Consider the following 22,961-nt stretch of genomic DNA (forward strand, 5'->3'; position numbering starts at 1 on the left):
TTATAGGCTTTGAATGATTATGGTAGAAGCGCTGGTACAACTATCAGATGATGAGCTGCTCCGTTATGCTCGGCAAGTTTTATTAGACGGTTGGGATATGGATGCTCAGCTGCGATTAAAGGTAGCACGTGTGGTCATAATAGGGGCAGGTGGCCTTGGCTGTCCTGCGTCTGAGACATTGATACGTGCTGGGGTTGGTTCTGTCCATCTGATCGATGATGATGAGATTGAGGCGAGCAACTTACAACGGCAAACGCTGTTTTTGCCTGACGATATTGGTAAACCCAAAGCATTGACCGCAGCAGCCATGTTAGAGCGCATCAATCCTTTGATAAAGACTCGTGGCACAGTGGCGCGGTTAGATGAAGACAATGCCTATGAATTGCTCGATATGGCAGCAGGCAAGCCGGACTTGCTATTGGATTGTACGGATAATTTTGCCACGCGTGACATCATCAATCGCATTAGTGTGCGCTATCAAATCCCGCTACTATCCGCCTCAGCGATTGCTATGCAAGGTCAGCTAGCACTGTTCGAACCTCAGCTCGATACTGGTTGCTATCACTGCGTATTTGGCTCAGTGGTGCTTGACGAAGCGGCTGATGAGCGTACCTGCGCCAACTCGGGTGTGCTCGCCAGCACCACGGCTGTGATGGGGAATCTACAAGCCAATACGGCGCTGCAATATTTGGGATTAACCAAAAATCCACTGACAAACAAGCTGCTCATATGGGATGGTAGTCAGATGCAGCAACGGCTGATGGGTTATAGAAAAGACCCGCAGTGTCCTGTCTGTAGCAGTCCTATAGTCAATCCTCTATAAATTGGATACGGTGTCAGGCTTGCTTAGTCTACGACTTGTAGTACTTTCACTCGCCTTCCTTGTATCCAAATTATATTGAACCGACTATAACTGAGTAATCTGATTTTAACGCATTTCTATATTGTATTGCCTATCTTCAAACATCCTTCTTATTACCATAGTTGTTTTTTATGAAAATTCATCGTCCGCATTTATTAAAGCATACCTTCAATGTCATGAACCGTGTTCGCCAAACAGCAAGCGTGGCAGGCCTGTCTGCGCTCAGAGTGGCAAAAGGTGAAAAACCTGACGCGATATTACTCAAAGAAACCTTTGAGCAATTGGGCACGACTTATATCAAAATCGGTCAGTTTATCGCCAGTACGCCGTCGCTGTTTCCACGTGATTATGTCAAGGCATTCCAGAGCTGTTTGGATCAAACCACGCCATTGTCTTATGCTTATATCGAGCAAGTTCTGAGAGAGGAGCTGGCGATTGATGGCATGACGCTCGCTGATAAGTTTGCCCATATTGACTCAGAACCACTGGCCTCTGCCTCTATCGCTCAAGTGCATGCAGCTCGTCTGCACAATGGCGATGAGGTGGTGCTAAAGGTACAAAAGCCTGGCGTCGAAACCATCATGCAGACGGATTTGGGCGTATTGCATAGCGTGACTAAGCTGCTTGAAATACTAATGCCCTCAATGAAGTTTGCGAGTATTGCACCAATTATCGATGAGATTCGTCTGCGTATGCTTGCCGAGACTGATTTTATCGCTGAAGCACAGAATATTCGCGATTTTCAGCAGTTCTTAGCGGTATCAGGCAATACTCGTGTTGTTGCACCAACCGTCTATGAGGATCTGACCACCAAGCGTGTCCTAACGATGAGCCGTCTATATGGCGTCTCTATGGTCGATGAGTCGCTTATGCGCCAGTACTGCGCTGATCCTGCACAAGTCATGGCAGATACTTTGAACACGTGGTTTGCTAGTCTCATGTTATGCAACAGTTTCCATGCTGATCTACACGCGGGTAATTTGATGCTATTGACTGATGGTCGCATTGGGTTCTTAGATTTTGGTATTGTGGGTAAACTCAAAGCTGAGAGCTGGCGTGCGTGCATGGGCATGATGCAAGCCATGCAAGACAGTGACTATCAAGCCATGGCACGCCATATGATTGATATGGAAATGACGCATGGTGGCAATAAAGTCGATGTGGCTGCACTGGGGAATGATTTGCAGCGTATGATGACAACCATCATGGCAGAAGACAAGACCTTTACGAGCGGTGTACCTTTCAATAGTAAAGAGCAAGCCGATGAGCTCAATAAAATGATGCTTGAGATTGTCGAAGTTGGCAAACGTCATGGTATTCATTTCCCACGTGATTTCGCTTTATTGACTAAACAGATGTTGTACTTTGATCGGTTTATGCGTACGCTAGCTCCAGACATGGATATGTTTAGCGATCAGCGGGTGCAAATGCTAGGGCAGGATACGGTAGAGACGCCAACATTAAACGTATCATAGTTTTTGCTGATATTTTATCTAGACCTAACATATCTAGTGACTGTTTATTCCTGCTTTTTTACTACTGCTTTTGACTGTCTAACACAAAGGATTGTGTGCTAATTGCCACAAAAATGGCGCTGTCATGATGACTGCTTTTAAAAGCCGTATGGTCCCGACGATTACCAACGAAGCTGCCATTGCCTGTATAGGTATGTACTGCATGGCAGTCGTTATGGGTTATGGCCGCTTCCTCTTTACCGCCACCTTACCTGATATTATGGTGCAATTGTCGCTATCAACGACCATTGCAGGCTGGCTGGCATCAATCAATTATATCGGCTACTTTATCGGTGCGCTTATTGCTATGTTTGTGCCTCAGCGCTCGACATGGCAGACCATGACGCTGTGGGCTATTATCAGTGTCGTCACAACGATGCTACTTGTTGTGCCTGATATGTCGTTAACTCTATGGTATATCATTCGCTTAATCGCAGGTATTGCAAGTGGGGTAGCGATGATATTGAGTTCATCATTTGTCATTCAAAACCTTAGCCCTGAGCGCCGTTCTGTGCTTTCGGCAGTACATTATGCAGGTATTGGCGTAGGCATTAGCGCCTCTGCCATCGTAACGTGGTGGTTGCTAAAATTGGGCCATCACTTTGATGTGATCTGGTTGGTAGCAGGCTTTACCAGTTTACCTCTGGTATGGCTACTCTATGCGGTAAAACCAAGACCAGCACAGGGTTTCGACTCGCAGCAGACTGATTCTAGACAGCGCGTATCAGTGCATCAAACCTATTTAAACTTCAAACGCTCCTTATATGAAGCCATTTCTGGACACCATAAAGCACTTGCTTTGCTTTCTGTAAGCTATGTACTGGCAGGGTTTGGTTATATCAGTTCGGCAACTTTTCTGCCAGTCATGGCAGCACAGCGCTTAACGACGCAGACGTATGCTGGGTTGATGATTTGGTTGGTGGTTGGTATTTTTGCGATGTTGTCAAACCCACTATGGGGTGCGCTTGCCAAGCGTATCGGTGAGATAAATACCTTGATGGGTCTTACGGTACTGCAAGCATTTGGTATGTGCTTGCCGATATGGTTTGATGGTGCGCTTGGGTTATATGGCAATGCTGCAATTTTAGGATTGACCTTCGTCGGTATGGTAGCGATGACACTCACTTTATTTAAAAACATCAACCCTGCTTATTCTAATTTGCTGATTGCCTTGGCAACGCTGGCTTATGCATTAGGGCAGTTCTTGGGACCTTTGGTCACGGTAGCGCTGGCAGGGCAGGATGGTAATTTCAATGCAGGGTTACTTGTTGCTGCTATCGGATTGATGATTGGATTGGTGTTATTAATATTGTTTCGTCGGCAGTCGCCAACGATTGCTTAGAGCGTCTAAACCACACTACGGCTAAATACTTCTCGTAACTCAAAACTGGTATGAACTTGCGCCACGCCTTCGATACGATTAAGGCGATGTAATAAAAACTCTTCGTAATGTGTCATATCACGTACTCTGACCTTAATCAGATAGTCTTCGGTGCGACCTGTGACAATACTACAGCTGATGACTTCCTCAAAGCTTTGAACTTTGCGTTCAAACTGCTCAAAACGTTCTGCTGTATGTCGATCCATGCTAATAGCGATAAACACGGCTAGCGGATAGCCAAGTTTTTGCGCATCGGTTTTGGTATGGTAGCCAGTGATTATGTTCGCATCTTCTAAGCGTTTGATACGACGTGCGCAAGGGGTGGCAGACAGGTTGACGCGCTCAGCGAGTTCAGTAATGCTCATACGCGCCTGTGTTTGCAATAAGCGTAGCAACTGTCTATCTATCTCGTCTATATCTGCTGTCCCGGTACTATCCATATAATTGTCTGGCATTTTTCAAGCCTTAATAGTGAATTTGTTCGATTATAATGTCTAAATTGTGTTTTTCCACTAAAATAACAGAAAATAAAGTAAAAGAAAGCAGGTTTCTCTCTGTTAAACTTTGATATTATTATGGTATGAACACTAGTTATCTCATATGATAAATACTGATCTAATCAACAGCTAATCGCCTAGCTAAATATATAAATAACCAAGTCATCTAAGGATTGATTATGTCTGACCAAGCCACGCACACTGCAGCCACAGGGACTGCAAAGATTACACCAAAAAGTGCCGCTTTTGACTTCCGTAAATACCGTCCATTTGCATTTGCGCCATCGCTGCCAGATCGTATTTGGCCAAGCAAGACGATTGAGAAGTCACCGATATGGGCAAGTGTGGATCTGCGTGATGGTAACCAAGCACTGATTGATCCGATGACGATTGAACAAAAAATGCGCTTCTTTAAGACCTTAGTAGATGTTGGTTTCAAAGAGATCGAGATTGGTTTTCCGTCAGCGGCGCAGGTAGAGTTTGACTTTGCGCGTAAGCTTATCGAAGAAAACCATGTACCTGAAGATGTGACGTTACAGGTATTGGTACAAGCGCGCGAGCATTTAATTGCCCGTACTTTTGAATCGTTAAAAGGCGCAAAACGTGCGGTCGTCCATGTCTATAACTCAACCAGCCGTGTACAACGCGAAAAAGTTTATGGCAAAGATAAAGCTGAAATCAAAGAGATTGCTATCGCAGGCGCCAAGCTATTGCAAGAGTATGCGGCAAAGTACCCTGAGACAGATTGGGTATTTCAGTACTCGCCAGAGAGCTTCAGTCAGACAGAGACTGAATATGCTGTAGAGGTTTGCGATGCAGTGTGTGACGTGTGGCAGCCACAGCAAGGTCAAGAAGTTATTTTTAACTTGCCAGCGACGGTTGAGGCTTCTATGCCCAATGTCTTTGCTGATCAAGTAGAGTATTTCTGCCGTAATCTAGCGCAGCGTGAGCATGTGATTGTGAGCTTGCATACTCATAATGACCGTGGCTGTGCGGTAGCAGCAGCTGAGTTGGGTGTGCTTGCAGGTGCAGATCGTATCGAAGGTACATTGCTTGGTAATGGTGAGCGTACAGGTAACATGGACATCATAGTTATGGCCATGAACTTGTTTAGCCAAGGTATCGATCCTGAGCTCGATTTTAGCAATATGAGTGAAATCGTACAGGTTGTGAGCGAATGTAATAACTTACCATTGCACCCACGTCATCCTTATGTAGGCGAGTTGGTCTTCACGGCATTTAGTGGCTCACATCAAGATGCGATCAAAAAATCTCTCGATTACAATGAAAGCAATCAGAGCGAAACGGACAACGTCTGGGACGTGGCATACTTGCCCATTGATCCTGCGCATATTGGTCGTAGCTACCAAGATGTGGTACGTATCAATAGCCAGTCAGGTAAAGGCGGCGTCGCATATATCTTGCAGCGTAACTATGGCTTTAACTTACCGCGCTGGATGCAGATTGACTTTAGCCGTGTGGTACAAAAACAAGCTGAAGCGGCTGCTCGCGAGTTGCAAAATGACGAAATCCTACAGACCTTTGAAGACACGTATTTGCAGCAAGGCAAGTTTGAGTTACTAGATTATAGTGTCAGTAATAAAGGCGGCGAGGCTTATTTTAGCGGTCAAGTACAGATGAACAGTGATACGATTAATATCGATGGTACTGGTAATGGGCCGTTGTCATCGTTTATCGATGGATTGGCTCAGCATACGGGCAAATCACTACATATCATCAACTATGCAGAGCATGCGATTAACCCGCATCACAACAGCGGTAATGGTATCGATGATGATACCAATAGTGATAACAAAACCAATGCGAATGCGGCAGCCTACATTCAACTAAATGTCGATGGTGAGGTCTATTCTGGCATCGGTACTTGTAGTAGCACAGTATCAGCCATGCTAAAAGGGGCGTTATCAGCCTTTGCTCAAGCACTAAATACAGAAGCTGCTTAGTGGTTGGTTAAGTAGCAAATAATATTACGCAAAGTTCTGTATGCTAATAACGTCATCGCTTCTTGTCTCTAGCAAGTAAAGCGATGGCGTTTTTTTGCGGTAAAAGCCTATGACATTCTGATTATGGATTTATGAGCAATAGCATAATGTTACTTGTGTTTTGGGTGTCTAAGACTTACGCTAATGTATATATTAAAATATTATAAATAAAAGGTTAATCATGGAACCTCTCTCATTTGCTTCCTTTTCTCTCGCATCTATCCTAGCATCGTTGCCAGTAAATGGCGGGGTCACCACCCAGCCAACCATTACGACTCATATCAGTCCAGCCATTGTCGGACAATGGGAAATTGATTTAGATAGCAACATTACAATGACCAAAGAAGCGAAAGCTCGGCAAGCGGCATTAAGTGATGTGCAAACATCAAAGCTCATAGAGTCGAGTAATGAAGAGCCAGCGATAGAAGCAGGTACAGATGGTGGCATACTCACACAACGCGAGGCACGCGTCTTAAATATTCAGCCGACTACGAGCAAAAATCTGATTGCTTCAGTCAATAAGTCTACTCAGTGTCGCGAGTTGTATAATTTTGGCGCTGATAACGAGATGCGAGCTTCTAGTGGTAAAGAGTGGACCTATGGCCGTTACCTAGTCACGCATCGTGAAGAGGGGCTGCCTATTATCGCCATAAAGACCGTTTATGACAATAATGAAATTGATTGCTCAGGCAACCAGGTTGACCAAACTGATGAAGCATTGATTGCATTCTTGTACCATGATGGCAATCAAATGCAGTGGTGTGCTGACCCTGATGGCAACGAGTGCTTTATGAACTTTAATAGAGTTTTGCCATAACTGCTGAGATTGTGTTCATTTAGATATCGATCGAGTGACCTGAGAACACAATCCAAAGATCATAAAAAAACCGCTATCGATATAGCGGTTTTTTTATGGCGTTAATTATATGCTGAGCATCTTTATACTATAACGCTTTTTTGTCTTTGTTAGCGACCAACAGCTCTCTTTCGAGATAATGAATATTTTGGGCTTCACGAGTAAAGTCATCATCTGCCAAAATCACATCGCGATGCAATGGTATATTGGTTTTGATGCCTTCGATGATTAATTCATCAAGTGCGTGTACAGTCTTGGCAATGGCTTGCTGACGTGTCTGACCATGACAGATAAGCTTGCCAATCAATGAGTCATAATAGGTCGGTATCTCGTATCCAGGGTACAAATGCGAATCAAATCGAACGCCTGAGCCACTTGGCGCAAACAACTGATTGACCGTACCAGGGCAAGGCATAAAGGTCACTGGATCTTCAGCATTGATACGGCATTCAATCGCATGGCCTTGGATCTCAATCTCACTTTGACGATAAGACAGACCATAACCGGCTGCGATTTTGAGCTGTTCGACGACGACATCGATACCAGTGATCATCTCAGTCACTGGATGCTCAACCTGTACTCGAGTATTCATCTCAATAAAGAAAAACTCGTTATTCTCAAACAAGAATTCAAACGTACCAGCACCTCGGTATTTAACAAGCTCACAGGCTTTTACGCAAGCTCTTAAGATGGGCTCACGTATATCATCTGGGATGTCAGGGGCAGGAGCTTCTTCTAGTACTTTTTGATGGCGACGCTGCAATGAGCAGTCACGATCATACAGATGGATAGCGTTACCGTTACCATCACCCAATACTTGTACTTCTACGTGGCGCGGGTTTTGTAAATAGCGTTCCATATAGACGGTATCGTCACCAAACCACAGCTCAGCTTCTTGCTTGGCTGCTTGAACTTGACCGACAATTTCTTCAAAGCGCTCAACGACACGCATACCGCGTCCGCCGCCGCCAGAAGCTGCTTTAATTATTAGCGGAAAACCAATATTACGGGCTTGTTCTTCGGCATTATGTAGGGTGACAGCACCAACAGAACCAGGTACCGTTGGTACGCCTGCTTTTTTCATGGCATTGATAGCAGAGACTTTGTTGCCCATCAAGCGAATATGATCAGCGTTAGGACCCACAAAGGTCAAGCCGGCTTCTTCTACGCGTTCTGCAAATTCTGCATTTTCAGACAAAAAACCATAACCCGGATGGATAGCATCCGCGCCAGTTATTTCAGCGGCTGTTAGGATAGTATTGATATCCAAATAGCTTTGGTTCGCATTGGGTTTGCCAATACAAATTGCCTCATCAACAAAGCGTAGGTGCATCAAGTTGGCATCAGCAGTAGAGTAGACCCCTACGGTTTCGATACCTAAGGCTTTGCAGGCTCGAACGATACGCAGGGCAATCTCACCTCTATTGGCAATGAGCAATTTTTTTATCATGGGTTCATCCTTGTCGAAACATCAGTCATTGACTGACTCTTGAAATATAGTGTTGTATTGGTTAAGCCCAGTACGATACAGCTATCAAAAATCAGTCGTAATGAAGTAAAGTATGGCAAATATCGTTACGCTTTATAGCGTATGACAGGTTGGCCGAACTGTACGACTTCAGAGTTGTCTACCAAGATTTCGTCAACAATACCACTTTGAGTCGCTTCAAGAGGATTCATGATTTTCATGGCTTCGATAATACCTAAGGTATCACCCGCTTGAACTTTTTGTCCGACCTTTACAAACGGTGGATCATTAGGGCTTGACGCTGAATAGAAGACACCAACCATTGGTGAGGACTCAACGTTACCCGCTTTTGCTGCAGGTTTTGCTTCAGCAGCGATAGGAGCCGCACCAGCAGTAGGGGCTGCCATCATAGTAGGTGCAGGCGTATCATAGTGACGAGTCAAACTAATATGTTCGTCGTCAGAACTGATCTCTAAATTCACCAGTTCACTTTCTTCCATAAGGGCGATGAGGGTGCGTATTTTTTCAATATCCATAGTTTTTATCTGACCTTATACTAAATTCAAGAAATAGTGTAACTAAATATTGTCTAATTAATTGCTAATGATACCTAGATTCAAGGCAATGAGCAATCAATGTACAGTTGTTAACTGAGGATTTTTACATATTTTGACGTAAGCCATCTCTTTTAGTAAGAAATTCACTGTTATCAACCATCGTCTTTGTGAATATTATCCAATAGAGCAAGGTTACATCTACACGTGTACAGTCAAATCAATGTTAAGCGATGATTGAGTAGTGATGAGCAATAACAGTATAAAACAGGCTTAACCCGTTTAGCCCCACAATGCTGTTAAGCGTTTTTGCTGATACAGCAGGCGCAATGTCAACAAAATCGATGATAAAAACAGACCTGTGATCAACGCCATCCAGAACCCTTGTGCGCCGATATCAGTGAAACGTACCAAGTAAACACCCAATGGCAATGCTACTAGCCAATAACAAAAGAGCGTGACCCACATCGGGATGGTGGTGTCTTGCATACCGCGCAATATACCAGCGACATTGACCTGCCAGCCATCAAACAACTGATAAGCTAGGGCAAATATCAGCAGATGCATAGACTGAGCTCTAACTTCTGGATTGTCAGTAAAGGCAGCTGCGAGCTCTGGTCTAAACAGCCAAATGCCAAGCATGCATACGATGGCGATAACCACCGTCCAAACAAGTCCAGTGGCTTGTACTTGACGCAACGCCATGAGGTTTTTTTGGCCAAAGCGATTTGAGACCATGATGGTGAGTGCCATAGCAACAGATATCGGTATCATAAACAGCTGTGAGGTGACCGCTAGCGCCACTTGATGCGAGGCGGTTGCGAGCTCACCCAATGGGCTAATCACCAGTGCACCCAAACTGAATAGACTGGCTTCAAAGAAGATAGAGATACCAATAGGAATGCCAAGTTTTAGCAGTTTTTTGATTTGCGCGCGATTGGGACTGGTAAAGCCATAAAAGAAGCGCGTGCTAGCAAACTCACGACGTTTCGTGAAGCTGGTATAAGCCGCCAGTAATAAGACATTTATCCATAAGACCAGTGCGGTTGCCACGCCACAGCCTGCACCGCCCATCTCAGGCATACCAAACAAACCATGAATAAAGATATAGTTCAGAGGGATGTCTGCCAGCAAGCCAATAATACTAATGACGGTCACAGGCTCAGGACGACCTAGTGCTTCACAATAACTGCGCAGTACGGCATAAATAGCCAAGGCTGGAAAACCGAATGAAACACCATGCAAGTACTGTGTGGCGATAGGTTGAATATTCTCAGGAACACCCATAACCCCTAGCACATTGGGTGCCAAGTTTACGATGATAAAACCAATAACCCCAATGACGCTTGCGGTCCACAAGGACTGCTGTGTGATATGTGGCACCTGATTGTGCTGGTCTTGACCGATGGCCTCACCAATAAGCGGGGTGGTGGCGATTAATATACCTGTGGCCAATAAAAAAAGTGGCAGCCAAATGCCAGAGCCAACAGCCACCGCTGCCAAATCAAGTGCAGAAACTTGACCGGCCATAATAGCATCGACCACGCCGAGTGCGGCTTGGCAAAACTGAGTAATCAAGATAGGTAGTGCAAGTATGCCTAGGCGTAGGCTGTAGCTTTTGAAGTCTTTAAAAGATAATGGAAAAACCATGGTGAGCAACTTTTTATTCTTTACAGTAATTGTTATTAAGATAGTGATTATTAGTAAGTAAACACTGTCATCAGTAAATCAAAACTGAGGCAGCATGAGAAGGTTAGGGCATGTCCTCAATTCAAACGATAGTCCTATAACTGGGCTAAAAATGGCTTAAATTTTGCCAAACATCGTCAAATAGTTAGTCAATATCTCAATATTATCTACACTATTTTTCTCGTTTGACGGCAATTTATCTCATTTTTATCTCCACTTTTGAAATGAGGACACACCCTAGTGCCGACGATGATACGCTTATAAATAATATGAGCAAGCCTATATCGGAAAAGCGCTAAAATAAAAGCGCAGACGCTAATATAGGCACTAAAACAGGCACTAAAATAAAAATAACCCGTCAATCCAAAAACTAGATTGACAGGTTATATATAGACTAGATGGTAAAGAAGCAAAGATACAATGTCAACGTTCAAGAGACCTTATACACCCTGCAAGCGCACTCTACTTGAAAATAGAGTAGCGCTTGTTTACCTACAACGATTCAGGCAAATCTTGTACCACGGCTTGATAACCGATTAAGGTATTATTCTCATCAAATGCTTGTACGACGATTGCATAATTGGTGGCGTTGTCTGGAATGATTGGTGCAAACTGTGTTTCAAGATTACTCAGTACTAGGTTCTGTACATAACCGTTCGCACCAGACTCGGCTTTATTGACATCGATTTGGCTGACCAATATATGCTTGGTATTGGCAGGGTTTTGCCATGTGATGGTTTTTTGACTGCCATTACCGATGACATCGACATCCATATTACCCACGCTATAATCAAGTGGATATGTTCTAAAGTTAGAGCGATCACTGATGGTATACGTCACGTTGCAATTGTCTTCGCCACTTGACAGTTTCTTGCCACCTAAACCATCTTGATATTCAAAGCTGCCTTTCCAAGGCGATCCCGCTTCCTTTTCCTCAAAACTACCCGCAAACGTGGTCAATATATTTGGGGTCTCTAACCCTAAATTACTTACGTATTTAATATCTAAGAACTCTAGAGTATCGAGGCTACCGGTTACTTTGCCAGCGATATAATTATCTACTTTAATGGCTGAATTTATACCCAATACATTGTTTTCTTGACAGGCCTGCTGCTGATAACTAAAGCTACCATCGACACTGCCTGCGCCATCTTTACTGATGTCGAAGTAGACAGCGCCAATATCGATGTCATTACTGTCGCCATCATCAATCTCAACGAAATGACCGACATAAAGACCACCTCGGCCACCTTCTGGTGTTAATTTATCCAAGAATTTATCCAGTGACTCCTCTGGTAAAAATACGGATTCCAAAATCTCTGCCATAGATTTTTCATCATCGCTGAGCTTATCTTCGACTTCTTTATATTTTTCTTTAACTTTATCTTCCACGCGATTGTATTCATCTTTTACCTGATCTTCTATACGGTCGTACTCTTCCTTTACCTTGTCACCGTCGCTACCGCAAGCGCTGAGGGTGACACTGAGAATGCTGATCGATAATACAGATAATAATAGCTTGGGTGCGCTCATACATGAATCCTGATGATGGTTATAAAGAATTAATAAAAATAGAGGGTGATGGTTACCTATAGAGCAACACATCTCTGGGCATAAATATAGTAAGTGTTAAGCAGTGAAGGTCTCAATAAACAGCCCTTGATAGCATTGATATTATTCAATCATTATGGTAAAAACTGGTTTTGATCGCCCAATAGATCAAGGGTGTCTGCCATATCCATAATCGTCCGCCAGTGTTTGGGTGCTAAAGGGATCACGGTCAATTGCTGACAGCCTTTTCTGAGCAGTAGTGAGTCCTCAAGCGCAGGCAAAAACTTTAGCTCTGACAATGGCAAAACGTCAGTGAATGCTTGCTCAAAAGTAAGGTCAACCATATACCAACGCGGCGTGTCTTCAGTCGCGATAGGGTCATAGTGACGATGCTCAGGGTGAAACTGGGTCGGGTCAGGGTAGCCTGCTTTACTGACGCTCATAATACCAGCGACGCCAGAGGGTTTGGCACTAGAGTGATAAAAGAACACTTTATCACCCACTTTCATGTCGTCACGCATAAAATTACGAGCACGGTAGTTACGGACACCATCCCAGCTGTCTGTGCCTAATCGTTGTAAGTCATCTATACCAAAAAATTTGGGGTTGGATTTCATTAACCAATACGCCATATGTTTTATCCTTTACTTAATTTTTAATATTGCCATGGTCGGCTTTTTATTAACCAACTCGCAAGTGTTCTTCTCATAAAGTTTCTATATACTGCCTATCATTTGCTACGGTTAATAGAAGCTTTATACGTCATTTTGTTAATAGTTTTATGCTATATCAGCTTTTCTTTCAGCCATCTAGCCGTTATCCTAGCGATATTTTTAATGACAATCGTCATTGAATATTACACCATGCTCATCACATAATAAGTTGATTTATGCCCCAAATGAAGGCTGACAGTATGCCAAGCGACCGTGCCACATTGAATCTCACTGAAAAGACCGTAAATGATGGTGTTATCAACGTGATGAATATTCCGTTATCACTCTATATACACATTCCGTGGTGTGTCAAAAAGTGCCCTTATTGTGATTTTAATTCGCATGAGTTGCCAGTAGACAGTCAGACCTCCATGTACGATGAGTATGTGGATACGTTGCTATTAGATGCAAGTCTGCAGCAGTCATTGGCACAGGGGCGCACTATCGAATCGATATTTATCGGCGGTGGCACACCTTCACTATTGCCAATCGCACAGTATCAACGACTATTTACGGCTCTGCGCAATATCTTTAGGTTTGCAGATGATATCGAAGTCACGATGGAGGCCAATCCTGGAACGCTTGAGCATGCACCATTTGCGCAGTATCTAGAGGTTGGTATCAATCGATTGTCTATCGGGGTACAGAGCTTCGCCGCTGATAAGCTCACAGTACTAGGCCGTATCCATGACCCTGCTCAAGCATTGTCAGCAATTCAAGCGGCTAGTGCTGCGGGCTTTACACGGATTAATGTCGATCTGATGCATGGTTTACCGCAGCAAACCATGCATGAGGCGCTCGATGACATTCAGATGGCACATGATGCTGGCGCAACGCATATCTCTTGGTATCAGCTCACTATTGAACCCAATACGGTGTTTTATCGCAGTCAGCCTGTTTTACCAGATGAAGATAATTTGGCTGATATTGAGCAAGCAGGACAAGCACTATTAGAGCAACTTGGCTATAGCAACTATGAAGTATCCGCATGGTCGGGGGCGTCAGACAAGCCTTGTCGTCATAACGTCAACTATTGGCAATTTGGTGATTACCTTGCGATAGGAGCTGGGGCACATGGCAAAGTCACTGTTGATCGTAATGCAGGTAATCCTAGCGCATTAGAGCCAACAGAAAAAGCGTCACAGAATGATTTCCTAGCTGAAACTGGCATTTATCGTTTTAGTAAATCACGATTGCCAAAAGACTATGTGGGAGAGCCTGATACGGCAAATCCAATCGATATATCACCAGGTATAAGTCAAAACGTCCCAAAAATGGTGGGCTGGCAAGCGATTGATAGTGATGAGCTGGTGAGCGAGTTCATGCTAAACGTATTACGCTTGCATGGCGGCGTTGCTTGGTCATTGTTTGAAGATAGAACGGGTCTGAAATACGATTATATCGCTGGACAGGTCGTTAAGCTAATAGAGCAAGGGTTATTGGTAGATAGTGATAAACGGCTGCAACCGACAGTCTTAGGTCAGCGTTATCTCAATCAGATATTACGTGCGTTTTTATAAAACCTTGCAACAGCACGTTTTTTGCTGTGACTTAGAACAAATAACCGAATACAAAAAAAGGCTTACCAATTTGGTAAGCCCTTTAATCAATCTAAAAATACAAACTTAGATTTTGTTTTGTACTTCTTGAGCGCTACCAGAAACAGCATCGCCAGCGCTTGACACGTCTTGGCCAAAACCTTTAAAAGTGTTGCAACCAGTTAGAACAAACATAGCAGTCAAAGATGCGATGATTAATTTTTTCATAATAGTATCCTCAAAGATAAATGGGTGGTTATAAATAACAACAGTGATACCAAGCAATATACTAAAGCCTCACTGAAGAGGTGCAGGATAAGACAATCAGGTGTAAATACCATCTTGTTACCCGTCACAGACATCATAGTGAAAGTTAAAAACCCTGCACAGTATCAAAATGTAATTATTGGCAGTAAACTGTAACTTTTAATTACCTATCGCTCATAAATTTCAATAATAGAGCGTTGAACGTTTCTGGAGTAAATAAATATGACCATTCATATCGTGCTGGTCGCCCCAAAAATGCCAAGTAATACTGGCAATATTATTCGCTTATGTGCCAATAGTGGGGCACAGCTGCATTTAGTCAGACCATTAGGGTTTGAGCTCGATGACAAAAAACTCCGCCGTGCAGGCCTTGATTATCATGAGTATGCCAATTTGCAAGTACATGATGATTGGGTAGCAGCTCGCAAAGCGCTACAAGCAGCTGACTGTCATGTAGTCACTGCTTTGACCACCAAGCTAAGCAAGCCGTTCTATGACTACTATTTTGGTAGGCCGTCAGCCACTGAAAACACTGATAAAAGCACTGACGCTATTGATAGCGAGACAGCATCCCATCAATCGCCTCATATCGCGCTAGTATTTGGCTCTGAAACAGCAGGTCTGGCTGATGATATACGTGAAGATATCGGTGCTGACAACTGGCTTAGGTTACCAATGCTAGCAGACTCACGCAGTTTGAATTTGTCCAATAGTGTGGCGATATGTCTGTATGAGATATGGCGACAGCAAGGATTTTTAGGTGATGAAGGACGCAGCATTGGTTATGACACCTTGACGGTATATGACCCAAAATAAAATGACTGCTATCTAGAAGTAATCAGTATTAAGTCCTTTTAGGATGAACCTATAGACAGTTGGGCGGCTTGGGCAATCCAGCCAAACGATTTACATGGCGCGCGACCAATCCTGTATTAAACAGCTGCTGTAGTTTCTGATTACTAATGTCTTGCTCCGGTAAGGTCTTTTGCAGCCATTTAATCAATGGGCGCGTCGCAGGCGCGTGATTGAATTTCTCAAAAAATGCTCGTACTTGCTGCAAAATCTGTAAATGCTCGTCAGTTAAAGTGACATCTAGGGTGTCTGCCAGTCGCTGCGCAACATCAGGTGTCCATATCTCATGGTCACACAAATGGCCGTCTTGATCTAAGGCGATGTCAGTTGCTGCTATCGTAGTAGGCATGGTCATAAGGCAATCATCACCACTTTGTCAAATTGGCTGTCTTGAGTGAGAGTCACCCACTCTGCATCTGTCAATATACGAGTCAGCTTGGTCTCCAAACTGAGCTTGTCAGTGGCGCTTGTCGTAAGCTGTGCGACATCGTCACCCAACGCATATATACCCGCAATGTATTCGATATCATGCTCATTTAGATACGCATTGAGCCAGTCGATGAAAGCAGCTGTGGTACCGAGCAACATAATACTATCGCCTTTGCGCCAAGTGCGAGTCATCTCCTCAGTACTGCGTCTAAGGGTATCCATCGTGCTATGTAATTGATATAAAGTGGCCATAAGGGTATCCAATTGCGTGCTTTATTATTTTATATGTGAGCTGATATGGGGTTTTTTGCCAATAGTCTGGTGGCAGCGCTACCTAAAAAGTCAGAATCTGCTCAAAGTCTTGAGAGTTAATAATCTCTGGAACTAGGGTCAGCTGTGAGGCCAAATCGGCTGGCAACATGCCAATCACCCAACCACTAAAGACATCATTGGGTAACCAAGCCGCTGGCAAGTCATAAAGCTCAAGTGACTGAAGCATACCGTGCAAACGCGACTCAGACTGCATCAGTAGCCCAAAGACAGGAGCATCCAAATACAGCTGCACCTCATGGCCAAAAGTTGCTAGCGTTAGTGCCAGCGCACAGCCTTCATAGCTGGCCGATTCAGTGGGCGTATTCAGCTGAATTAATAATCTCATAATGTATTCCTAAACGTATTGACCACTGATAAGCGCCATAACAAAGAAGCGATAAGTACTTTAATATGATTAAAACTGTATTAAATGACTGTCATCTTGCATCATCATTGCAAGCTCACTGAGTCCTACCAATGTAAATCCTGTCGCAAGATTGTTCCCTTCAAGCTGATGGCGCGCGCTGTTATCGTCATCACTAATGCCGCGGCTAAGTGCAGTACTGACGCACACGGGCAGCGCTAACTGATACTGTTCAGCCAATGTCTGCCATTTTTTGGTCACATCGCTCTGATCTGCTGGTTGCCAACGCAGACAGTTAGCAGTATTTGCCGCATCACCATAAAAGAACACATTTAATTTTTTATTGTCTGTGCCCTCCTTGTTTGTGTCTTCTCTATTTGAGAGGCTCTGGAGGTAAGCGCGTGCATAACGTAACGCTAAGTGAGCCAATGGATGGCTGGGATCAGCAGTAATCAATAATAATGGGGTAGTGGTCGTCATAGGGCGCGGTATCACCTATTATAGATAAGAGTGTAGAGAGCGTAATCAAGTTGCTGCTAATATGAATATGAATATCAAGCTACTAACTAGCAGTCATAAAAAAAGCCAATGCTATCATTACTGATACTATCACAAGGCGTATTTTGGATGCCTGTGACAATGAGTTTGGTAGATGATACAAAATATAGCCGTTCATACTATTATTTTACAACAATATCGTGGTATAAAATTGTGCTTATAATACGTTCAATACACATAAAAACAATGACGCAGGATAAGCTTTTTTGTAGATTATGTTTATCATTTTTATCAACCGTTTCTACCAAAAGTGTTTATGCTACCATAAAGCGGCTCAAACCAAACAGCGGCATATTCATCAAAATGGTCATCAAACACGATTTTTGAGTATTAATGGCGCTGTGACTGCCTCGTAAGAAAAAATAATAAACTTATGAGCTGGGTTCACGTAGTCTTACCATTCTATGCAAGGAATTTTTTTCACTATGTCATCTGTTACGCCCTCACGTATGAACAACGGTATAGATTATCAGCCTACAATAGAGCAGCTACAAGTCCTGCAAACGGCGAGTGAGTTTGCTTATCAGATTTGGGAGAGTCGGACGGTCTCATGCCAAACGTTTTTGCGTAGCTATCCTCTAAACAGTACGCTAACACGCCAGCAAATCGATGATTTGATCCAAGATTATACGCTAGATGAGGATTACCAACTCGCTGATGAAGTCAAAGTCATGAGCGGCTTACGTAATTTGCGTACGCTACTGATGATGCGCTGGATTTGGCAAGATGCACTACAGATGATCAGCCTTGAGCAGTTGACGGATGAGTTGTCTGAGTTTGCAGGCGGTTGTATCTCCTTTGCAAAAGAATATACCTATAAAAATCTGACGGCTCAATATGGTGAACCGACTTTTATCAATGCCCAAGGCAACGTGCAAATTGATGACATGGCCATTATGGCCATGGGCAAGCTTGGTGCTCATGAGCTAAATCTATCGAGTGATATTGACCTAATTTTTGTGCATCAGGCACGCGGCGAAACCAATGGCAGTAAAGAAAAAGGCACGCGCAGTATAGACAATAAGCGTTTTATGACTCGATTGGGTCAAGGTATTATCAAACTGCTTGATAATAAAACAGCAGATGGGTTTGTCTTTCGGGTAGATATGCGCCTGCGACCCTGGGGTGATGGTAGCGACTTGGCCATTCACCTCTCAGCGTTGCAGAAGTATTTTGCTTTACATGGGAGAGCTTGGGAGCGCTTTGCTTGGCTAAAAGCGCGTGTGGTAGGTCAAATAGATCAGCCATTTTATGATGAGATACAAGCATTGATTAAGCCCTTTGTCTTTCGCTATTATGTGGACTACAGTGCTTTTTCGGCATTGAGGGAGATGAAGTCGCTCATTCAAAACCAAGTTGCACAGCGTGAAGACTTGGATAATATTAAGCTGGGCGCGGGCGGCATCAGAGATATTGAATTCATTGTGCAGGCCTTTCAGTTGATCTATGGCGGCAGGCATCCGCAGCTACAAATAAAACCTTGCTTACAAGCCATGCAAGTATTACGTGAGATTGGTTATCTAGAGCAATCAACCTATGAGGGGTTACAAGCAGCGTATCGGTTCTTGCGCCGCTTGGAACACGGTATTCAAGCGATCAATGATCAACAGACTCAGCGACTACCACATGATACTCAGTGGCAGCATAATCTAGCGATAACGCTAGGGTTTACTGACTGGACTGCTTTACTCAGCCAGCTCAACCACCATCGAAATAATGTCAATGATCCGTTTGAGCGTATGGTGACTGAGCGTCAAGTACCAGATAATGAAGACACGGATCTGGAGCCAGAAGACTTAAATGAGCAGATCGCCCGTTTGAATGAAGTGCTCACCGCAGACAACCGTGAGCTATTACAGAATTTTTGGCAATCAAAAATGGTGGCCAATTTAAGTGAGGAAGCTCGCGAGCGTTTGGATGATGCCTATCCTGTCATCGTACATGCGCTACTTGCCCATCAAGAACAGCAAAAACTGGCCAATACTGCCTTGCCACGACTGATTTCATTGCTTGAGGCCATTTGTCGTCGTTCTATCTACCTGGTCATGATTGCAGAAAACCCCAATGCCACCATTGAGCTGATTCCGATGCTGTCTGCTAGTCCATGGATTGCAAAAGAGCTGGCACAGTATCCTGTACTGTTAGATACTTTTTTGCAGCAGCGCTATCGCCACTTGCCAGACAAGCGTGAGCTACGTGATATTCTGCGTCAACAGTTACTGCGCGTCGAGCCTGATGATGAAGAAGAGCTGCTAAGCGTCCTACGCCTATTTAAGAAAAACCAAGTATTAGCCGTCGCTGCCAGTGATGTGCTGGCTGAGCGTCCGATCATGAAAGTATCAGACTCGCTCACGTATATTGCTGAAGTGGTACTGGAGGCTGCGCTGGAGCGTGCTTTTGCGGAGATTGTGAACCGCTATGGTTATCCGATTGGCCAAGATGGTGATCCGGTCACTGAAGCAGATTGCGGTTTTGCCATTATCGGTTATGGCAAGCTTGGTGGGCTTGAGCTGTCCTACTCATCTGACCTAGACTTGGTATTTTTGCATAAAATAAAAGAGCAAGGCATGACCACGGGTGAAAAATCGGTGAGTGGGATGAAGTTTGCTGCGCGTCTGGTACAAAAGCTGATGAACTATCTGAACACGCAAACGCGAGATGGCAGAGCATATGAGATTGACATGCGCCTGCGGCCGTCAGGTAATGCTGGCATGATGGTGGTGTCATATAATGCCTTTGAAACCTATCAGATGGATAAAGCATGGTCATGGGAGCATCAAGCTCTGGTGCGTGCTCGAGCGATTTGCGGCGACAGGCGAGTGACGGCACGCTTTTGTGATATTCGCCGAGAGGTATTGGCACTGCCGCGCACGTTAGATCAGGTGCGTAGTGAAGTCACTAGCATGCGTATAAAAATGCAAAAGCATTTGGGCACCAATCAATGGCAGCAACAAGCCGGTAAATTTCATCTCAAGCAAGATGCAGGCGGTATTGTCGATATTGAGTTCCTAGCGCAATTTGCGGTATTGGCTTATTCGCATGAATACCCAAGCTTGACTAAGTGGAGTGACAACGTGCGTATTTTTGAGGAAGTTGCGTCACTTGGTATTTGGGAGGCGCAAGTCTGTCAAGATTTGACAGATGCCTATCTAAGGATACGTGCAGCCACTCACCAGCTTGCCTTGTCAGAGCAGTCACTACTCGTTGACGAGTCTCTGTGGCAAGAAACCCGCGCATTGGTACAATCGCAGTGGCAGCATCTCATGGGCGTAGCACCTACCGAAAAATAATATCCAAAATTTTTTACTGGAGTCTTGCCGACCGTCAAAGAGACGCTTACACTGTAATGCTTTATCATAATTAATAAGCCTATGATAACAAACCAAAAGAGTTCATTTGCCAATACGGCCAGTGATATAATCGATCGCACATCGTCATTACACTGTCAGTCGCGGGTCATAATAACGCTGTATTTTAGGCAATAAAAAGTGGCGCTGCGGTATTATCATACGATGTTGATCAATACTCTTAAATACAACCTACCTAAAAAAAGTTAGACGTCAGTGCTAACATAAGGACTATAAAATGAACATGGCAACACAAGATGGTAAGCTTTGGATGAATGGCACGATGATTGAACAGCCAGATGCTAAGGTACATGTGCTCACACATAGCTTGCATTATGGTATGGCGGTTTTTGAAGGCGTGCGCGCGTATCAGACGGCTGACAATCGTACCGCTATTTTTCGCCTAAAAGAACACACCGAGCGTCTGCTTGGCTCAGCGAAAATCTTTCAAATGGATGTGCCTTTTGATGCAGCCACTTTAGAGCAAGCACATAAGGATGTGGTCAAGCAAAACAACTTGGCAGAAGCCTATATTCGCCCGCTTATCTGGGTCGGTGCAGAAAAGCTTGGTTTGTCATCACGTGACAACAGCATCAACGCGATGGTTGCGGCATGGCACTGGGGCGCTTATCTGGGTGAAGAGGGTATCAAAAACGGTATCCGTGTAAAAACCTCTTCATTTACCCATCACATGACCAATGTGACCATGTGTAAGGCTAAGGCGTCTAGTAACTATCCTGTGTCTATCATGGCCAACCAAGAAGTGACTCGCAACGGCTATGACGAAGCTATCTTGATGGATCCGCAAGGTTATGTCTGCCAAGGCGCAGGCGAAAACCTGTTCTTAGTAAAAGATGGTGTACTACATACGCCAGACTTAGCAGGCGGGGCACTTGACGGTATTACGCGTCGCACTATCATTCAGTTCGCTGATGATCTAGGTATTAAAGTCGTTGAGCGTCGTATCACTCGTGATGAGTTTTACTTAGCAGATGAAATCTTTATGACGGGTACGGCTGCTGAAGTCACACCTATCCGTGAATACGATGATCGCACGGTCGGTAATGGCGGCCGCGGACCTTTGACTGAGAAACTCCAAACCTTATACTTCGATGTGGTACATGGCCGCAATGAGCAGTATATGGATTGGTTAAGCTTTATTGACTGATAAAGCGGTTACTTTGAAGACCAAAAAGGCTGAACATAATTGTTCAGTCTTTTTTTTATGCTAATATAGCCATCATATTTATTCATAATATTAAAGTGAGCAGTCAATGCCAATAGATTCTAGTACAGCAGATACTCAAAATATCAAACAAATCATCTGTATTAAATGGGGCACAAAATATGGTGCCGATTATGCCAATAAACTATATGGCATGGTATCTCGCAACATTACACCACCATTTAGATTTGTCTGCTTCACTGATGATACAACAGATGTCCGTCCAGAAATTGAATGCCAAGCGCTACCACCATTAGATGTCACTATGCCAACCAATACACTCGGTAAGTGGCCAAAGTCTCGCTTGTGGGGTGAAAAGCTAGGTGATTTGACAGGGACAGTACTGTTCGTAGATTTGGATGTGATTATCGTAGATAGTCTCGATCCTTTCTTTGAATACGGCAAGCCAGACGATGTTATTTTGTCTTATAACCCTAGTAATCCGCTAGAGCGCTTGGGACAGACATCTTGCTTTAGATTTCAGATAGGGGCGCTTGTCTCACTGCAAGAAAAGTTTAAAGCAGATCCGCAAGGTATCGCTGATGAGTATCGTTTTGAGCAGCGTTTTGTCACTCGTAATGCACCCGGTGGTGTGAAGCTATTTCCAAAGGCGTGGGTCGCACATTTTAGACGCAAATGTCGTCAACCGTTTCCGTTCAACTACTTTAAAGAACCAAAGATTCCTAAAGGCGCTCGTCTGGTTATCTTCCCTGGTGACTTGTATCCAACGCATGCGATCGAAGGTAGATATAACAAAAACGCTGCTAATAACGCCAAGGATCATTTGAAGCAACTGGCTGAACCCAAAAATATGAAGAGACCGCTGCGTCATCTTCGTCATTTTATCTTGCCAGTAGGATGGATTGAAAAGTACTGGAAGGAATAGGCTTAATTCTATATTTAAGTATTGCATAGTAGCAGTGAGTGTTGATGCTTTCTATGCTCATAAATATGAACGTAGAAAGCATGATTTAGTGAATG

General features: G+C 44.0%; 21 protein-coding genes. 10 read left to right on the top strand and 11 right to left on the bottom strand.

Annotation, left to right across the window (positions count from 1 at the left end):
- Positions 1-19: 19 nt before the first annotated feature.
- The 3 genes from IP510_RS02200 to IP510_RS02210 all read left to right on the top strand — a co-directional run bounded on the left by IP510_RS02200 (position 20) and on the right by IP510_RS02210 (position 3,718).
- Entirely contained in the window at positions 20-823 is an 804-nt protein-coding gene (locus IP510_RS02200; RefSeq protein WP_194363263.1) for a HesA/MoeB/ThiF family protein, read from the top strand.
- Positions 824-993: 170 nt separating this feature from the next.
- On the top strand, positions 994-2,337 hold the full coding sequence (locus tag IP510_RS02205) for an ABC1 kinase family protein (protein ID WP_194363150.1): 1,344 nt from the start codon (positions 994-996) through the stop codon (positions 2,335-2,337).
- Between the two features lie 124 nt (positions 2,338-2,461).
- A complete protein-coding gene (locus IP510_RS02210) occupies positions 2,462-3,718 on the top strand; it encodes a YbfB/YjiJ family MFS transporter (RefSeq protein WP_194363151.1) in 1,257 nt (418 codons plus the stop codon).
- Positions 3,719-3,723: 5 nt separating this feature from the next.
- Here IP510_RS02210 and IP510_RS02215 read toward each other — a convergent pair whose 3' ends face one another.
- Positions 3,724-4,212, bottom strand: a complete 489-nt coding sequence (locus IP510_RS02215) for an Lrp/AsnC family transcriptional regulator (protein WP_194363152.1) — start codon at positions 4,210-4,212, stop codon at positions 3,724-3,726.
- Positions 4,213-4,433: 221 nt separating this feature from the next.
- Between IP510_RS02215 and leuA the strand changes: the two genes are divergently transcribed.
- Together leuA and IP510_RS02225 are read left to right on the top strand one after the other, a co-directional pair.
- The gene (gene leuA / locus IP510_RS02220; protein WP_194363153.1) at positions 4,434-6,218 is read left to right on the top strand and encodes a 2-isopropylmalate synthase; all 1,785 of its coding nucleotides are present in this window, start codon (positions 4,434-4,436) and stop codon (positions 6,216-6,218) included.
- A 220-nt stretch (positions 6,219-6,438) separates the two neighbouring features.
- Positions 6,439-7,074, top strand: a complete 636-nt coding sequence (locus tag IP510_RS02225) for a hypothetical protein (protein WP_194363154.1) — start codon at positions 6,439-6,441, stop codon at positions 7,072-7,074.
- A gap of 127 nt (positions 7,075-7,201) precedes the next feature.
- Here the strand turns inward: IP510_RS02225 and accC are convergent, their stop codons facing one another.
- From accC to IP510_RS02250, 5 genes are all read right to left on the bottom strand, one after another.
- Positions 7,202-8,563 carry an acetyl-CoA carboxylase biotin carboxylase subunit gene (gene accC, locus IP510_RS02230; protein ID WP_194363155.1) on the bottom strand — a complete coding sequence of 454 codons (1,362 nt, stop codon included), beginning with the start codon at positions 8,561-8,563 and terminating at the stop codon, positions 7,202-7,204.
- A gap of 125 nt (positions 8,564-8,688) precedes the next feature.
- Positions 8,689-9,117, bottom strand: a complete 429-nt coding sequence (accB, locus tag IP510_RS02235; RefSeq protein ID WP_194363156.1) for an acetyl-CoA carboxylase biotin carboxyl carrier protein — start codon at positions 9,115-9,117, stop codon at positions 8,689-8,691.
- A 300-nt stretch (positions 9,118-9,417) separates the two neighbouring features.
- Positions 9,418-10,785: an MATE family efflux transporter gene (locus IP510_RS02240; RefSeq protein ID WP_194363157.1), complete on the bottom strand. Its 1,368-nt coding sequence runs from the start codon at positions 10,783-10,785 to the stop codon at positions 9,418-9,420.
- A gap of 531 nt (positions 10,786-11,316) precedes the next feature.
- Positions 11,317-12,357, bottom strand: coding sequence for a hypothetical protein (locus IP510_RS02245; protein WP_194363158.1), 1,041 nt, complete (start codon positions 12,355-12,357; stop codon positions 11,317-11,319).
- A 152-nt stretch (positions 12,358-12,509) separates the two neighbouring features.
- Complete coding sequence (locus tag IP510_RS02250) at positions 12,510-13,007, bottom strand: EVE domain-containing protein (RefSeq protein ID WP_194363159.1); 498 nt, start codon at positions 13,005-13,007, stop codon at positions 12,510-12,512.
- Between the two features lie 347 nt (positions 13,008-13,354).
- Here IP510_RS02250 and hemW point away from each other — a divergent pair, with 347 nt between their 5' ends.
- Positions 13,355-14,608 (top strand): radical SAM family heme chaperone HemW, encoded by a 1,254-nt coding sequence (gene hemW / locus IP510_RS02255; RefSeq protein ID WP_227669438.1) that lies wholly within the window; start codon positions 13,355-13,357, stop codon positions 14,606-14,608.
- Between the two features lie 105 nt (positions 14,609-14,713).
- Here hemW and IP510_RS02260 read toward each other — a convergent pair whose 3' ends face one another.
- The gene (locus IP510_RS02260; protein WP_194363160.1) at positions 14,714-14,854 is read right to left on the bottom strand and encodes an entericidin A/B family lipoprotein; all 141 of its coding nucleotides are present in this window, start codon (positions 14,852-14,854) and stop codon (positions 14,714-14,716) included.
- Positions 14,855-15,115: 261 nt separating this feature from the next.
- Between IP510_RS02260 and IP510_RS02265 the strand changes: the two genes are divergently transcribed.
- Positions 15,116-15,709, top strand: coding sequence for a tRNA (cytidine(34)-2'-O)-methyltransferase (locus IP510_RS02265; RefSeq protein ID WP_194363161.1), 594 nt, complete (start codon positions 15,116-15,118; stop codon positions 15,707-15,709).
- 49 nt (positions 15,710-15,758) lie between these two features.
- On the opposite strand, the gene IP510_RS02270 is transcribed toward IP510_RS02265, so the two are convergent.
- The 4 genes from IP510_RS02270 to tusD all read right to left on the bottom strand — a co-directional run bounded on the left by IP510_RS02270 (position 15,759) and on the right by tusD (position 17,330).
- A complete protein-coding gene (locus tag IP510_RS02270; RefSeq protein ID WP_413786443.1) occupies positions 15,759-16,094 on the bottom strand; it encodes a TusE/DsrC/DsvC family sulfur relay protein in 336 nt (111 codons plus the stop codon).
- Positions 16,095-16,096: 2 nt separating this feature from the next.
- Complete coding sequence (locus IP510_RS02275; RefSeq protein WP_194363163.1) at positions 16,097-16,426, bottom strand: hypothetical protein; 330 nt, start codon at positions 16,424-16,426, stop codon at positions 16,097-16,099.
- A gap of 82 nt (positions 16,427-16,508) precedes the next feature.
- Positions 16,509-16,832, bottom strand: coding sequence for a hypothetical protein (locus tag IP510_RS02280; protein ID WP_194363164.1), 324 nt, complete (start codon positions 16,830-16,832; stop codon positions 16,509-16,511).
- 69 nt (positions 16,833-16,901) lie between these two features.
- Positions 16,902-17,330, bottom strand: coding sequence for a sulfurtransferase complex subunit TusD (tusD, locus tag IP510_RS02285; protein ID WP_194363165.1), 429 nt, complete (start codon positions 17,328-17,330; stop codon positions 16,902-16,904).
- Between the two features lie 503 nt (positions 17,331-17,833).
- Between tusD and glnE the strand changes: the two genes are divergently transcribed.
- The 3 genes from glnE to IP510_RS02300 all read left to right on the top strand — a co-directional run bounded on the left by glnE (position 17,834) and on the right by IP510_RS02300 (position 22,866).
- On the top strand, positions 17,834-20,698 hold the full coding sequence (gene glnE, locus IP510_RS02290) for a bifunctional [glutamate--ammonia ligase]-adenylyl-L-tyrosine phosphorylase/[glutamate--ammonia-ligase] adenylyltransferase (protein ID WP_194363166.1): 2,865 nt from the start codon (positions 17,834-17,836) through the stop codon (positions 20,696-20,698).
- A gap of 295 nt (positions 20,699-20,993) precedes the next feature.
- Positions 20,994-21,923 carry a branched-chain amino acid transaminase gene (locus IP510_RS02295; protein WP_194363167.1) on the top strand — a complete coding sequence of 310 codons (930 nt, stop codon included), beginning with the start codon at positions 20,994-20,996 and terminating at the stop codon, positions 21,921-21,923.
- Positions 21,924-22,029: 106 nt separating this feature from the next.
- A complete protein-coding gene (locus tag IP510_RS02300; RefSeq protein ID WP_010202049.1) occupies positions 22,030-22,866 on the top strand; it encodes a hypothetical protein in 837 nt (278 codons plus the stop codon).
- Positions 22,867-22,961 lie beyond the last annotated feature (95 nt).

It is taken from the genome of Psychrobacter sp. NG254, from assembly GCF_015277735.1.
In the GTDB taxonomy this organism is placed as follows: domain Bacteria; phylum Pseudomonadota; class Gammaproteobacteria; order Pseudomonadales; family Moraxellaceae; genus Psychrobacter.